General features: G+C 68.7%; 15 protein-coding genes. 8 read left to right on the forward strand and 7 right to left on the reverse strand.

What is annotated here, in order from left to right; genetic code table 11:
* Positions 1 to 590 precede the first annotated feature (590 nt).
* A complete protein-coding gene (locus tag V7Q48_RS17730) occupies positions 591 to 1607 on the forward strand; it encodes a hypothetical protein (protein ID WP_333840482.1) in 1017 nt (338 codons plus the stop codon).
* A gap of 4 nt (positions 1608 to 1611) precedes the next feature.
* On the opposite strand, the gene V7Q48_RS17735 is transcribed toward V7Q48_RS17730, so the two are convergent.
* Positions 1612 to 2289 carry a spermidine synthase gene (locus V7Q48_RS17735; RefSeq protein ID WP_333840484.1) on the reverse strand — a complete coding sequence of 226 codons (678 nt, stop codon included), beginning with the start codon at positions 2287 to 2289 and terminating at the stop codon, positions 1612 to 1614.
* 47 nt (positions 2290 to 2336) lie between these two features.
* Positions 2337 to 3149: a bifunctional DNA-formamidopyrimidine glycosylase/DNA-(apurinic or apyrimidinic site) lyase gene (gene mutM, locus V7Q48_RS17740; protein WP_333840486.1), complete on the reverse strand. Its 813-nt coding sequence runs from the start codon at positions 3147 to 3149 to the stop codon at positions 2337 to 2339.
* 60 nt (positions 3150 to 3209) lie between these two features.
* Between mutM and V7Q48_RS17745 the strand changes: the two genes are divergently transcribed.
* Genes V7Q48_RS17745 through V7Q48_RS17755 form a run of 3 tightly spaced genes read left to right on the forward strand, consistent with a single transcriptional unit; the run spans position 3210 to position 6700 of the window.
* Positions 3210 to 3947: a class I SAM-dependent methyltransferase gene (locus tag V7Q48_RS17745; RefSeq protein ID WP_333840488.1), complete on the forward strand. Its 738-nt coding sequence runs from the start codon at positions 3210 to 3212 to the stop codon at positions 3945 to 3947.
* Positions 3948 to 3960: 13 nt separating this feature from the next.
* Entirely contained in the window at positions 3961 to 5571 is a 1611-nt protein-coding gene (gene ubiB, locus V7Q48_RS17750; protein WP_333840490.1) for a 2-polyprenylphenol 6-hydroxylase, read from the forward strand.
* 13 nt (positions 5572 to 5584) lie between these two features.
* Positions 5585 to 6700: an acyltransferase family protein gene (locus tag V7Q48_RS17755; protein ID WP_333840492.1), complete on the forward strand. Its 1116-nt coding sequence runs from the start codon at positions 5585 to 5587 to the stop codon at positions 6698 to 6700.
* Positions 6701 to 6704: 4 nt separating this feature from the next.
* Here the strand turns inward: V7Q48_RS17755 and V7Q48_RS17760 are convergent, their stop codons facing one another.
* A complete protein-coding gene (locus V7Q48_RS17760) occupies positions 6705 to 7124 on the reverse strand; it encodes a hypothetical protein (protein ID WP_333840494.1) in 420 nt (139 codons plus the stop codon).
* Positions 7125 to 7273: 149 nt separating this feature from the next.
* Between V7Q48_RS17760 and coaBC the strand changes: the two genes are divergently transcribed.
* Both coaBC and dut read left to right on the forward strand, forming a co-directional pair.
* Entirely contained in the window at positions 7274 to 8482 is a 1209-nt protein-coding gene (coaBC, locus tag V7Q48_RS17765) for a bifunctional phosphopantothenoylcysteine decarboxylase/phosphopantothenate--cysteine ligase CoaBC (RefSeq protein WP_333840496.1), read from the forward strand.
* Positions 8479 to 8952, forward strand: a complete 474-nt coding sequence (gene dut, locus V7Q48_RS17770) for a dUTP diphosphatase (RefSeq protein WP_333840498.1) — start codon at positions 8479 to 8481, stop codon at positions 8950 to 8952. Before coaBC ends, dut begins: the two co-directional genes overlap by 4 nt.
* Here dut and V7Q48_RS17775 read toward each other — a convergent pair.
* From V7Q48_RS17775 to V7Q48_RS17790, 4 genes are all read right to left on the reverse strand, one after another.
* Positions 8949 to 9587: an HPP family protein gene (locus tag V7Q48_RS17775; RefSeq protein WP_333840500.1), complete on the reverse strand. Its 639-nt coding sequence runs from the start codon at positions 9585 to 9587 to the stop codon at positions 8949 to 8951. The two genes, dut and V7Q48_RS17775, sit on opposite strands and share 4 nt — an antisense overlap.
* Positions 9588 to 9927: 340 nt before the next feature.
* The gene (gene rpsI, locus V7Q48_RS17780) at positions 9928 to 10470 is read right to left on the reverse strand and encodes a 30S ribosomal protein S9 (protein ID WP_333840503.1); all 543 of its coding nucleotides are present in this window, start codon (positions 10468 to 10470) and stop codon (positions 9928 to 9930) included.
* 3 nt (positions 10471 to 10473) lie between these two features.
* Positions 10474 to 10953 carry a 50S ribosomal protein L13 gene (gene rplM / locus V7Q48_RS17785; RefSeq protein WP_333840505.1) on the reverse strand — a complete coding sequence of 160 codons (480 nt, stop codon included), beginning with the start codon at positions 10951 to 10953 and terminating at the stop codon, positions 10474 to 10476.
* A 141-nt stretch (positions 10954 to 11094) separates the two neighbouring features.
* Positions 11095 to 12141 (reverse strand): COX15/CtaA family protein, encoded by a 1047-nt coding sequence (locus V7Q48_RS17790; protein ID WP_333840507.1) that lies wholly within the window; start codon positions 12139 to 12141, stop codon positions 11095 to 11097.
* Positions 12142 to 12289: 148 nt separating this feature from the next.
* On the opposite strand from V7Q48_RS17790, the gene V7Q48_RS17795 reads away from it, so the two are divergent.
* Entirely contained in the window at positions 12290 to 12664 is a 375-nt protein-coding gene (locus V7Q48_RS17795; RefSeq protein ID WP_333840509.1) for a MerC domain-containing protein, read from the forward strand.
* 72 nt (positions 12665 to 12736) lie between these two features.
* A complete protein-coding gene (thiS, locus tag V7Q48_RS17800) occupies positions 12737 to 13756 on the forward strand; it encodes a sulfur carrier protein ThiS (RefSeq protein WP_333840511.1) in 1020 nt (339 codons plus the stop codon).
* Positions 13757 to 14102: the final 346 nt, after the last annotated feature.

Raw genomic sequence — 14102 nt, forward strand, 5'->3', positions numbered from 1 at the left:
CGCTCGATCGCACTGGCTGGCGTCGCCGATGCCTGGCGCCTAGCCACGGCGCTTGCCTGGCGCTGGTGCCAAACAGCCCCGCTGCCGATCGCGCCGGTTGTTCCCAACCATGGCGGCTGGGAACGGATGCCGGCGCGGCTGGGAACATAGTTTAGCCATCCAAATCATTGCTTTACCGGCCGTGTTCCCAATTTCCCAGCGTTCCCGGCATTTCAAGAGCATTCCCACAACGCGGCGCGAGCGGCTGGGCGAATGGCGGTAGCGATCAACGCGGACATTATGCCGGCCCGGTCCTGTGGGCGGCCCAAGGGCCTGGGCATGGGGGTATGTTTGGGGGTATGACTTTCCCAAGCCGCGTGAATAATTCAGTATTCAAGCCGTTTTTAAGACACTTCGCGGTTCCCGCTATCGAATCGAACCCGATGGCCATTAAAACCGGTCAAAATCAGGAGCGCGATCGGGAATCGCATCAGGACCACGGGCAGGCTCCCGCTACCCGCTCCATGCCGCTCCCGGATCCTCGCCGGTAGAGCAACTTTAACCATCGCTTCGCTAATCCGGTAAGCGCCACAAGCGGGGGCTGGTTTGTTATGATGCGCACGGCGATTGCCATCTGTATTTTCGCCGCAACCGCCGTACTGATTGCCTGGTTTGTCAGCATCCATGTAGCGCTGCTCGCACCAGGCGTCGCGTTGGTGGCTGCGACGGTCGGCCTGGCGCTGGGCTTGGCGGCGGCGATCGGCCATTATCCTGGTCTGGCGCGGGTCTTGCGGCTGGCACGCCGGCCGACCCTGCGCGACATCCTCGTTGCAGCCCTGTGCATCGCGCCCATGCTGTCGCTGGTGGTCGGCATCGCCCTGGCCGTCGGTCCAGTCACGCACGGCCCACCCCGACCGCAGGCGCCGTTTATCATGACTGCCGGACGGATACTCTTGGTCTTGGGGCAAGTTCTGGTCGCGGCGCCTTTGCTCGCCATCCTGGCGCAGCCCGCCCCACCGGCCCGTGACGACCGACCGTTGTGGCCGTTGGTTGCGGGCATCATCGGCGGCGAGTTGGCGCTGCTGGCCTGTGTGGGGATGTGGAACGTCGCGAGCGGTGCGATCCCTGACGGCACGACCAACTGGCGGGTGCAGGCCATCGTCATGGTCCCCTTCCCGCCACTCGGTCTCGTGCTGGGCGCGGCGGTCTGTGCATGGTGGCAGGCCCTGGCGTCGCACCGCCAGCCTGCGTTCGAGTGGGACCGATTGTTTCCCGCAGCCGTGAAAGGCTTCCTTCTGCTGGTCCAGCTGGCGCTGATCGCCGCGATTATCCGCCAGACCGCGCCTGGTGCGTGGGAAGCCCCCGCCTTGGCCACAGCCGGCACCGTCACCTGCATCGCCTGGATCTATGGCCTGTGGCGACTGCGCTCCGTCCATGCCGCAAGCCCGCTGCGCGCGCTGGTCGGCGCACTCGTGCTCGCCCTCGCCTTTACGCTGGGCGCGTTGCTGGCGGGCGGCGTGTTTGCCGGACAGGATTTGCTGACCGCGCCCAGCCTGCCGGTGGCTATCGTAAGCTGGCTGCTCACCGTCACGGTCGTGCCCGGCCTCGTCCGCCGCGTGGTCGCCTAGCCGGTCATCCCGCCCGCTTGGTGGCGAACCAGATGACGTGGCGCGGTCCCTTGCCGTTGCTGCGCGCGCGGACCACGACTTCGTCGACCGCGAGGCCCGCGCGCACGAGGCGGCGGGTGAACGTCGCGTCCGCGCCGGCAGACCAGATGGCCACTACGCCGCCGGGGCGCAGCGCGGTGATCGCGGCGCGCAGGCCCGCTTCGGAATAGATCCGGTCGTTGGCGGGGCGCACCAGGCCGTCCGGACCGTTGTCGACATCGAGCAGGATCGCGTCGTAGGTGCCTCGCCCTGCCGCGATCATGTCGGCCACGTCGCCCTGGACCAGCCGCACGCGCGGATCGTCGAGGCAGCCGGCGGCGACCTCGGCCATCGGGCCGCGCGCCCAGGCGATGATCTCGGGCACCAGTTCGGCCACGGTGAGCTGCGCCTTGGCATCCATCGCCGCGAGTGCGGCGCGCAGGGTAAAGCCCATGCCATAGCCGCCGATGAGGAAATGCAGGCCCGGCCGCTTGCCCAGCCGCTCGAACGCCATTTCCGCCAGCGCCACCTCCGAGCCGCTCATGCGCGTGCTCATCAGCTCGTTGCGATCGAGGGTGATCATGAAATCGTCGCCGCGCCGATAGAGCGAGAGTTCGGCGCCGCCGGGCACTTGCGCGGTGCCGAGCAATTCACGGGTCTGCATGGTCGTTCAATCCAGTGTGGGGCCAGTGTGGGGCAAAAAGCGCGGCGTCATTTCTGGCAGCCGGCGCAGAAGAAGGTCGAGCGGCCGCCCTGGACGACGCGCGCGACGGTGCCGCCGCAGGCGCATGGGTCGCCCTCGCGGCCATAGACGCGCCAGTCCTTGGCGAAATAGCCGAGTTCGCCATCGGGCCGGGCATAGTCGCGCAAGGTCGAGCCGCCCGCGGCGATCGATTCCTCGAGCACGGCGCGAATCTCGGGGACGAGGCGCTTGAGCGCGGCGAGGCTGACGCTGCCGCCTGCGCGCTCCGGGTTGATCCGTGCGCGGTGCAGCGCCTCGCAGACATAGATGTTGCCCAGTCCCGCGACGACGCGCTGGTCGAGCAGCAGGAGCTTGATGCTGGCGATGCGCCCGGCGAAGGCGCGCTGCAGGTGGGCGGCGGTCAGCCCCGGTCCGAGCGGCTCGGGTCCCAGCGCGGCAAACGGCGGCCAGGCGTCGAGCGCCGCGGTATCGACCAGGTCGACCGAGCCGAACCGGCGCGCGTCGTTGAGCGCGAGGACGTGGCCGTGCCCGGTTTCGAGCACGAGGTGGTCGTGCTTGGCGATCTCTCCGGGGTCGATTCGCCAGCGCCCCGACATGCCGAGGTGGAACACCATCGTGATGGCGCGGTTCGTATGGACGAGGCCGTACTTGGCGCGGCGCGACAGCCCGGTGACCCGGGCGCCGGTCAGCACCTGGGCCAGCTCGGGCGGGAACGGGCGGCGCAGGTCGGGGCGGCGGACCGAGACGCGCGTGATCGTCTCGCCGTCCAGCATCGTCGCCAGGCCGCGGACGGTGGTTTCAACCTCTGGTAGTTCGGGCATCGTGGGGTCCTGCTATCATGCTTTGCGCCTGCGGCAATTCCTCTTTAAAGGCCCTGAACCATGACCAGCCCGGAAAGCGTGTCCTTCGGTTACGAGGACGTCACCCCAGAGGAAAAAACCGCCCGCGTCGGCGCGGTCTTCTCCAGCGTCGCCAAGAAGTACGACGTGATGAACGACGCCATGTCGGTGGGGATGCACCGCCTGTGGAAGGATCGCTTCGTTGCCCGGGTCAAGCCGCGCGCGGGCGAGGAAATCCTCGACATGGCCGGCGGCACCGGCGACATCGCCTTCCGCATGGCGCGCGAGGGCGCCTCGATCACCGTCTCGGACATCAACCAGGACATGCTCGACGTGGGCATCGAGCGCGCAATGCAGCGCGGTATCGACGGCCTTGTCTGGTCGCGCCAGAACGCCGAGGAACTCTCGTTCGGCGACCGTTTCTTCAATGCCTATACGATCGCGTTCGGCATCCGCAACGTCACCCAGATCGACAAGGCGCTGGCCGAGGCGCATCGCGTGCTCAAGTTCGGCGGGCGGTTCTACTGCCTGGAATTCTCGACCACCGAATGGCCGGGCTTTGCCGAAGTCTACGATGCCTATTCGCACCGGCTGGTGCCCAGGATCGGCCAGGCCATCGCCGGCGATGCCGATTCCTATCGCTACCTGATCGAATCCATCCGCCGCTTCCCGCCGATGGGCGAGTTCGAGCAGATGATCAAGGACGCGGGCTTCCGCCACACCAAGGTCGAGCCGATCCTCGGCGGGCTGGTGGCGATCCATTCCGGCTGGAAGGTCTGAGGCCCGTCCTGCCTTGACGCATCCTGCCACCCACATTCGCCGCCTGCTCGGCTGGGGCCGCATCCTCGCGCGCCACGGTGCACTGCGCCTGCTCGAGGAGAGCCCCAACACGCCGGCGCCGGTACGCCGGCTGTGCCGCATCGCCCGGTTCGGCACGCGCCAGCCGGCGATCCCCGACTATGCCGGCGCCTTTCGCGCGATCGGCCCGGCGGCGATCAAGTTGGGGCAGACCCTGGCGACGCGGCCCGACCTCGTCGGCGAGGAAGCGGCGCGCAACCTGCTGGCGCTGCAGGACAAGCTGCCGCCGGTGGACTTCGCGCTGATCCGCCGCGAGATCGAGACCAGCTTCGAGCGCCCGCTGGAAAGCCTGTTCAGCCGCTTCGAGGAAGAGCCGGTGGGCGCGGCCTCGATCGCGCAGGTCCACCAGGCCTGGACCACCGATGGTCGCAAGGTCGCGGTCAAGGTGCTGCGCCCCGGCGTGCGCGAGAAGCTGGCGCGCGACATCGGCACGTACGAATGGGCCGCCGCGCATCTCGAGGCGCTGGGCGGCGAGGCCGGGCGCCTGCGCCCGCGGCTCATCATTGCCAACTTCAAGCGCTGGACCGCGCGCGAGCTGGACCTGCGGCGCGAGGCGGCCTCCGCATCGGAACTTGCCGATGCGATGCACGCCTTCCCGCGTTATCGCGTGCCCGGCATCGACTGGGACCGCACCAACGGCCGGGTCATGACGCTCGACTGGATCGACGGCGTCAAGATCAGCAACCTGGCGGCGATCGACGCTGCGGGCCACGACCGCCGCGAAATGGCCTCGCGCCTCGTTCTGGCGTTCCTGACGCAGGCGATCAGCGGCGGCTATTTCCATGCCGACATGCACCAGGGCAACCTGTTCGTGGAAGCCGACGGCACGATCACCGCGATCGACTTTGGCATCATGGGCCGGATCGACCGCCAGGCGCGGCAATGGCTGGCCGAGATCCTCTATGGCCTGACCACCGGCGACTACAAGCGCGTGGCCGAGATCCATTTCGAGGCGCAATACGTGCCGAGCTACCACTCGGTCGACGAGTTCGCGACGGCGCTGCGCGCGGTGGGCGAGCCGATGCGCGGCCGCCCGGTCAAGGACCTGTCGGTCGGGCAGATGCTCGACGGGCTCTTTGCGATCACCCGCGACTTCGACATGCAGACCCAGCCGCACCTGCTGCTGCTGCAGAAGACCATGGTCATGGTCGAGGGCATCGCGCAGCAGCTCGATCCCGACATCAACATGTGGGAAACCGCGGCACCCTTCGTGCGCAACTGGATCCGCGACGAACTCGGCCCCGAGGCCGCGATCGCGCAGCGGGTGCAGGAAGATGCCGCGACGCTGCTGCGCGTGCCGGCCCTCATCCGCCGGATCGAGGAGCGCTTCCCGCCCAAGGGCGGTGCGCCCGAGGCCCCGCCGCTGCCGCACATCGACCTGATGTGGGAGCGCAAGCGCCGCGATGCCGATGCCCCGCGCCGGGGCGGATGGGGCGGACTGGTGCTTGCGGCCCTGCTGGGCGCGGCCGCGGTCTTCGGGATGCAGGCCATGGTCCATCATGGCCCGCCACCGCCACCTCCGGCGGACATGCCCGCACGCCCGTGATCGACCTGCTGCCGTGACGAAGCCTGCCCGACCTGCCCCGCTGCCCGGCTTGCGGGTGGACAAGCGCCATTTCAACGCGCTCGACCTTTCGCGGCTGGTCGCCTCGTTCGCGGTGCTGTTCTGGCATTACCAGCACTTCTTCGTGCCGCCGGTGGGCTATGGCTTTCACGTCGACCGCGAAGTGCTGACCCCGTTCTATCATCCGCTGCGCTGGCTGTTCGACTATGGCCATGTCGCGGTGGAATACTTCTGGGCGGTCTCGGGCTTCGTCTTCGCGCATGTGTACTTGGCGGACAGCACCGCGCACCGCCGGTTCTGGATCGCGCGGGTGGCGCGGCTGTGGCCGCTGCACCTATTGACGCTGGTGCTGGTGGCGGGGCTACAGGGGCTCTACACCCACATAAACGGCACCGCGTTCATCTATCACGAGCAGGACTGGAAGCATTTTCTGCTCTCGATCCCGCTGGCACATTACTGGGGCTGGCAGCACAACCAGTCGTTCAACGGGCCGTCGTGGTCGCTGTCGACCGAGATCCTCGCCTATGCCGCGTTCTGGGTGCTGCTGCCGGCGCTGCGCCGCGCGCCGCTGATGGTGGCGCTGCCGGTGGCGGTCGTGGTGCTGCGACTGTTCTTCCTGGGCTGGCCCGACGAGCCGGTGCTGACCTGCATCGGCTATTTCTTCCTCGGCACGTCCATCTATGGCGCCGCCCTACGCGGGTGGCTGACGCTGCCGGTGCTGGTTGCCGCAAGCGTGGCCTGCGTCGCGGCGGGCTGGATCGCGGCGACGCGCTATCATGGCGAGGACGCGACGATCCTTGCCGGCACTTTCGCGGTGTTTTTCGCGACGCTCGCCATCGATCTTGCCGATCGCGGGGAACGGCTGGCGATCGGGCGCAAGCTCGGCGATGCCTCCTATGGCATCTACCTGTGGCATTTCCCGCTGCAGGTGGCGCTGGTGCTGGTGATCGACGCAACGCTGGGCAGCCGCGCGATCGCCAGCCAGCCCGCGTTCCTGCTGTTCTTCCTGGCGCTGGCGGTGGCGGCAGGCTTTGCCTCGCACCGCTGGATCGAACGGCCCGCGCAGAAGGCGGTGCTGCGGCTGGCGGGACGCTGGCGCGCCGCCGCCTGACCGGTCAGGCCAGGACGCCCCCACCGGGCCGCGTATCGTCGGCGGGCTCATCCTCGGCATCCTCACCCGCCAGGGCGCGGCGCGCGGCAAGCAGCAGCGCGACGTGGACGAGATCGAGCGCCATCGGCAGCAGCCACTGCGGGTAGGAGCCGAATACAACGAGGTTGACCAGCCGCTCGACGAAGGCGCCGATGAAGATGAAGGTCGGGACGAGCAGCAGGTCGCCGTTCTTCCACAGGGCGCCGACGATCATCGACAGCGCCGCGATGCTGAAGAACGAGGTGCAATGCGCGCGGATGATCGAGAGGCCATGAACGGCCGCGGCCATCTGCGCCGGATCGTGCGGCGTGAGCAGCTTCGATCCCACGATCAGCAGATCGATCAGCCCGGCCACCAGGACGAGCGCTGTGAGCACCTGTCTCATCGGGACTCTCTCCAAACCCCTATGGTCTTTCGGGCAATGTGTCAGAGAAGCCGCGCGACTGCAAAGGATTTAGGAATACCGCGGCGGCGGAGGCGCGCGCGACACCCCGTGCTTGCGCTGGGCTCCGCCACGCGCCACAAGCCTAACCCATGCAGACCCCGCGTATCCTGCTCGTGATCGGTGGCGGCATCGCCGCCTACAAGGCCTGCGAGCTCGTCAGGCTGATCCGCCGCAACGGCGCCGACGTGACTTGCGTGCTGACCGAAGGCGGCGCGCACTTCGTCACCGCGATGACGCTGGCGGCGCTGAGCGAAAATCCCGTCCACACCACGCTGTGGGACCTCAAGAACGAGGTCGAGATGGGGCATATCCAGCTCTCGCGCCAGGCCGACCTGATCGTGGTCTGCCCCGCGACGGCCGACCTCATGGCGCGGATGGCCGCCGGCATGGCCGACGATCTGGCCACCACCCTGCTGCTCGCCACCGACAAGCCGGTGCTGGCCGTGCCCGCGATGAACGTGCGCATGTGGCAGCACCCGGCCACGATCCGCAACGTCGCGCAGCTGCGGGCCGACGGGGTTAGCGTCATGGAACCCGATGTCGGGCCGATGGCCTGCGGCGAGTTCGGCCCCGGTCGGCTGCCCGATCCCGAGGCGATCTGGGATGCCATCGCCGCGCGGCTGGCACCGGCAATGCCAAAGCCACTGGCCGGGCGCCACGTGCTGGTCACCGCAGGTCCTACACACGAGCCGATCGACCCGGTGCGCTACATCGCCAACCGATCGAGCGGCAAGCAGGGCTTCGCCATCGCCGCCGCCGCCGCCGAGGCCGGCGCACGGGTGACGCTGGTGGCCGGCCCGGTTACGCTGCCCACGCCCGCCGGGGTCTCGCGCGTGGACGTCGAAACCGCGCGCGAGATGGCCGCGGCGGTCGAGGCCGCGCTGCCCGCCGACATCGCGGTGATGGTCGCCGCCGTGGCGGACTGGCGCAGCGCCGATGCGGCGGGGCAGAAGCTCAAGAAGGACGGCAGCGGCATGGTCGCGCCGCTCGCGCTGGTCGAGAACCCCGATATCCTGAAGACCGTGGCGGGCCACGCCAACCGGCCCGCCCTGGTAATCGGCTTCGCTGCCGAGACCAACGACGTGCTCGCCCATGCCGCCGCCAAGCGCGAGCGCAAAGGCGCGGACTGGATCGTCGCCAATGACGTGTCGGGCGACGTGATGGGCGGCGCGGCCAACACCGTCCACATCATCGACGCCGCCGGCACCACCAGCCTGCCCGAAATGCCCAAGGACGCGGTCGGCCGCGCGCTCGTCGCGCGCATTGCTGCCGCCCTGAACACCGGAACCCCCGCATGAGCGCCCATCACCCCACTGTCCCGATCCTGTTCAAGCGTCTGTCCCACGGGCAGGACCTGCCCCTGCCCGCCTATGCCACCGAAGGCGCATCAGGCATGGATGTCGTGTCCGCCGAGGATCTCGACCTCGCCCCGGGGCAGCGCCATGCGGTCGCCACCGGCCTCGCGCTGGCAATCCCCCACGGCTACGAGATCCAGGTGCGCCCGCGTTCGGGCCTCGCGCTCAAGCACGGGATCTCGGTGCCCAATGCGCCGGGCACGATCGACAGCGATTATCGCGGCGAGCTGAAGGTCATCCTCATCAACCACGGCACCGAGAGCTTCTCGATCCGCCGGGGTGACCGGGTGGCGCAGCTGGTCTTGGCGCCAGTGACGCGCGGCACCTGGCTCGAGGTCGATTCGCTCGAGGAAACGCAGCGCGGCGAAGGCGGCTTCGGCTCGACCGGCGGGGTTGCCGCGCTGGGGAATTAACGCTGAAGGCTGCGCGCCTCGACCGCGCGGATCAGCGCATCGAGATCATCGGGATCGACGTCGAGCGTCTCGTCCCATTCGGCCAGCACCGCATCGAGGTGCGCGCGCTCGTATCCGCGCAATGGCGCGGGTGCCGCAGGCGCACGATGCGGCCAGGCATGGCCCGACCAGCGATGATAGAGCCACCCGGCCGCGCATAGCCCGGCGACATTCGCGGCCAGCGTCGGCACGAGGCCCCAGCCGCCACCCGGGCTTGCGGCTGCAAGCACGCCGACCAGCGCGCAGGCGCCGCCGGGCGGGTGCAGGCAGCCCAGCACGATCATCACGGCGATCGCCAGCCCCACCGCCAGGGCGGCTGCCACGACCGGCACCGGAACGCCGTGCCCCACCGCCAGCCCGATCAGCAGCGACAGCCCATTGCCGCCGATCACGGGCCAGGGCTGCGCCAGCGGGCTGGCCGGTACGGCGAAGACCAGCACCGCCGAGGCGCCGAGCGGGGCGAGCAGCCAGGGCGTAGCGGCCAGGCCATAGCGCCCGGCCAGCGCCGCCGTGAGAATGCCGAGCGTGGCGCCGAGCGGTCCGAGCCACCAGCGATGCGCCAGGGGCCGGCGCCAGAGCGAGGGTTGTGCGGTCATGGTGCGTGCCCGTGGCCTTGCCGCGTTCACAGCGCAATCAAAAAGGGGCTGCGTCGGCTGACCTCCGTTTTGTCGACGAACGCAAAGCGCGGTGCTTGCCAGTTGGGGCCCTTCGACAGGCTCAGGGCGAACGGGGTGGGTTAGAGCAGAGTGTGCCCTCCGGACGACCCTACGCCCCGCCTCTCCCAACCCCCGTTCGTCCTGAGCCTGTCGAAGGACGCAGAGTGCGGCGCTTGCAGTCCTGGGCCCTCCGACGCGCGCACCCCGAACAGGCGCCCCGCAAACAAAAAGGGCCAGCCCGAAGGCCAGCCCTTGATGCGTTTCGAAAACGGCTGAGCGATCAGCGCTTCGAGAACTGGAAGCTGCGGCGAGCCTTGGCGCGGCCGTACTTCTTGCGTTCCACGACGCGCGGGTCGCGGGTCAGGAAGCCGGCGGCCTTGACGGCGCTGCGCAGCGCGGGTTCGAACTTCGACAGCGCCTGGGCGATGCCGTGCTTGACCGCACCGGCCTGGCCCGACAGACCGCCGCCCTTGACGGTGGCGATGATGTCGTACTGGCCTTCACGACCGGCGACCTGGAACGGCTGGTTGATCACCAGACGCAGGGTCGGGCGGGCGAAGTACACGTCCTGGTCGCGGCCGTTGACCACGATCTTGCCGCTGCCGGGCTTGAGCCACACGCGGGCCACGGCGTCCTTGCGGCGGCCGGTCGCGTAAGCGCGGCCGAACGCGTCGACTTCGCGGTCACGAAGCGGAGCGGTCGGGGTAGCGGGGACGACCGGCGCTTCGCCTTCAGCGGCGGGCGCTTCGGGAGCGGCGGCCGGAGCGGCGGTGGTCAGGGCCTTGAGGTCGGCCAGGCTCGAGACGGAATCGGTATCGGCCATGGTTTATGCCCCCACCTTGTTCTTGCGGTTCATCGAGGCGACGTCGAGCGCCTCGGGCTGGGTACCGGCATGTGGATGCTCGGCACCGGCGTAGAGGTGCAGCGCGCGCATCTGCGCACGGCCGAGCGGGCCGCGCGGGATCATGCGCTCGACAGCCTTCTCCAGCACGCGCTCGGGGAAGCGACCACCGAGGACCTTGTCCGCGGTGACTTCCTTGATGCCGCCGGCATAGCCGGTGTGCTTGTAGTAGGTCTTCGCCTTGAGCTTGTTGCCGGTCAGACGCACCTTGTCGGCGTTGATCACGACGACGTGGTCACCGCAATCGACGTGGGGCGTGTAGCTCGGCTTGTGCTTGCCGCGCAGATGGTTGGCGATCACGACGGCCAGACGGCCGACCACCAGACCTTCGGCATCGATCAGATGCCACTTCTTTTCCACCTCGGCCGGCTTGATCGACCGGGTGACCTTGCTGAGAGCCTTCATGGCTGGTTCGGTTCCCTGGATGATGGGTTACCCCATCCAGTGCCGAAATCAGCACAAACGGGGTGAAGAAGCGCGCCTTTGTTGCAAATCGCCCGGAGAGTCAAGCAAACCGGGGCTTTGCGGAGAGGTAAAATAATACCTTCAGGCTTTTGACGCCCCGCCGAGGGCATGCGCGCCCCACACCGTGCACACCAGTAGCAGCGCGCCGCACAACTGGTGCAGCACCGCCAGCCATAGCGAGACGCCGCTATAGACCGTGGCGATGCCGAGCAGGATCTGCGTGCCGAAGGCGGCATGGATCGCGATCGAGGCGGGGCGCAGGCCGGCACGGCGCAGGCGGCGCGCCATGACCACCAGAACCGCGACGACCGCCCAGGCCCACCACCGATGCAGGAAGTGCACGAGATAGGGATCGCCGGTCAGCGTCCGCCACGCGCCCACGGCCCATTCGACGCCGTCGGGATAGAACCGCCCCTGCATCAGCGGCCAGGCATCCCACGAGAACCAGCCCGCACCGGCCACGACGCCTGCACGCAAGCCCGCGAGGAAGGCGCCATAAACCAGCTGCAACGCCAGCATGCCCAGCGCCAGCGCGCCAAGACCGGTCAGTCGTGAGGCTGCGCGCCCCCGTGCCAGGGCGCGCAGGTCGAGCATGGTCCACACGATGCCCGCCAGCGTGAACAGCGCGACGCCCAGGTGAGTCGCCAGCCGGTAATGGCTGACCTTGACGTCGTGGACGATGCCGGACTTGACCATCCACCAGCCGACGGCGCCCTGCAGCGCGCCGAGCGCGAGCAGTGCCAGCAGCCGCGGCTTGTAGCCCGCCGGGATCTGTCCGCGCAGCCAGAACCACGCCAGCGGCGCCGCGAAGGCTAGGCCGATGGTGCGCGCCAGCAGGCGGTGGACCCATTCCCAGAAGAAGATGAACTTGTAGGTCGCCAGCGTCATGCCGGCGGGGCCATTGACCAGCACGTATTGCGGTGTCTGGCGATAGGCGTCGAATTCGGCCTGCCACTGCGCCTCGGTCAGCGGCGGCAGGGTGCCCGACACCACGTTCCATTCGGTGATCGACACGCCCGATTCGGTCAGGCGGGTGATTCCGCCGACGACGACGATGGCGACGATCATCGCCGCGACGACGAGCAACCAGCGGGCAATGGCGAGCGGAGCGGGAACGACAGCCTTCATGGCCCGAACCTGTGCGGCGACGATGCCGCGCTGGCAAGCGGCTTTTGGGGCGGCCCGCTGCTCCGGAGCAAGCGCGATCCCTGCATGCCGGGTCTTGTCGCAATCCGCCCTCTTGCAGCATGATACAACATTACATATATGGACCTCCATGACCCAGCCCTTCCCCGCCCTGCGCAGCCGGCTCGACCGGTTCGGCGTGCTCCTGTCGGGGCTGTGCATGATCCATTGCCTGGCGGGGCTGTTCCTCGTCGGCGTGCTGGGTCTTGGTGGCGGGGTCCTGCTCAATCCCGAGATCCACCATATCGGCCTGGTGCTGGCGATCGTGATCGGCGCGGCGACCATCGGCATGGGCGCGCTGCGCCATGGCCACCGCCTGCCGCTGATCCTCGGCATCGCCGGGCTGGCCTTGATGACCGCCGCGGTGCTCGTCGGCCATGGCGCTGCCGAATCGGTGCTGACGATCTGCGGCGTGCTGCTGGTGGCGACCGCGCATGTCACCAACATGCGGCGCAATTCCTGCTGAACGGGTGCCCAAGGCCAGCCAATGGGCTGTCGGGCACTTGCACCCCCCGCCCCCCGCGCTAAAGCACCGGGCATGGCTACGAACCCCGCACCCGCCGCCTCGCTGTCCATCACCCTGAACGGCGAGCCGCGCCGCGCCGCGCCCGGCTCCATCGCCGATCTCGTGCGCAGCCTCGAACTCGATCCCGCCAAGGTCGCGGTCGAGCGCAACGGGGACATCGTGCCCCGCTCCACGCTGGCCGAGGTCGCGATCGCCGAGGGCGACGCGCTCGAGATCGTGCATTTCGTGGGCGGCGGGCAGGACGAATCAACGGCACCGGCACCGGACGACAGCTGGACCGTCGCCGGCCGCACGTTTCGGTCGCGCCTGATCGTCGGCACCGGCAAGTACAAGGACTTCACGCAGAACGCCGCCGCACTGGCCGCCTCGGGCGCGGAGATCGTCACGGTCGCGGTGCGCCGGGTCAACGTGTCGGACCCCAAGGCGCCGATCCTGACCGACTACATAGACCCCAAGAAAGTGACGTACCTCCCCAACACCGCAGGCTGCTTCACTGCCGAGGACGCGATCCGCACGCTGCGCCTGGCACGCGAGGCCGGCGGCTGGGACCTCGTCAAGCTGGAAGTGCTGGGCGAGGCGCGCACGCTCTATCCCGACATGCGCGAAACCCTGCGCGCCACCGAAGTGCTGGCCCGGGAAGGCTTCCTGCCGATGGTCTACTGCGCCGACGACCCGATCGCCTCGCGCCAGCTGGAGGAAGCGGGCGCCGTCGCGATCATGCCGCTGGGCGCGCCGATCGGCTCGGGCCTCGGCATCCAGAACAAGGTGATGATCCGCATGATCGTCGAGGGCGCCAAGGTGCCCGTGCTGGTCGACGCGGGCGTCGGCACCGCGAGCGAGGCCGCCGTCGCGATGGAACTGGGCTGCGACGGTGTGCTGATGAACACCGCGATTGCCGAGGCGAAAGACCCGATCCGCATGGCCCGCGCGATGAAGCTGGCGGTCGAGGCGGGACGCGATGCCTACCTCGCCGGACGCATGCCGACGCGCCGCTATGCCGATCCTTCGAGCCCGCTGGCCGGCCTGATCTGAGCGGGTGGGGGCACGGGAGCGTGTGACCGCGAGGGCCCTTCGACGGGCTCAGAGCGAAGCGCGCCGGGATGCGTGGCTCGCGCGGATACCGAACTTCTTCACCCCACCCATATTCCCCTCCTCCGTTCGTCCTGAGCTTGTCGAAGGACGCAAAGCGCAGCGCTTGCCGGCGGGGGCCCTTCGACAGGCTCAGGGCGAACGGGGTGAAATGGTCGGTGTATGCGGGACGAGGCAGCACTGCCGTCCCGCCCGCCTCCTCCGTTCGTTCCGAGCTTGTCGAAGGACGGCCAAGCCCATAGGCCCGCTCCGCAAATCCCCGATTGGCACTCCCGGCGCCACCCGGTAG

It is taken from the genome of Novosphingobium sp., from assembly GCF_036803765.1.
Lineage (GTDB): Bacteria > Pseudomonadota > Alphaproteobacteria > Sphingomonadales > Sphingomonadaceae > Novosphingobium.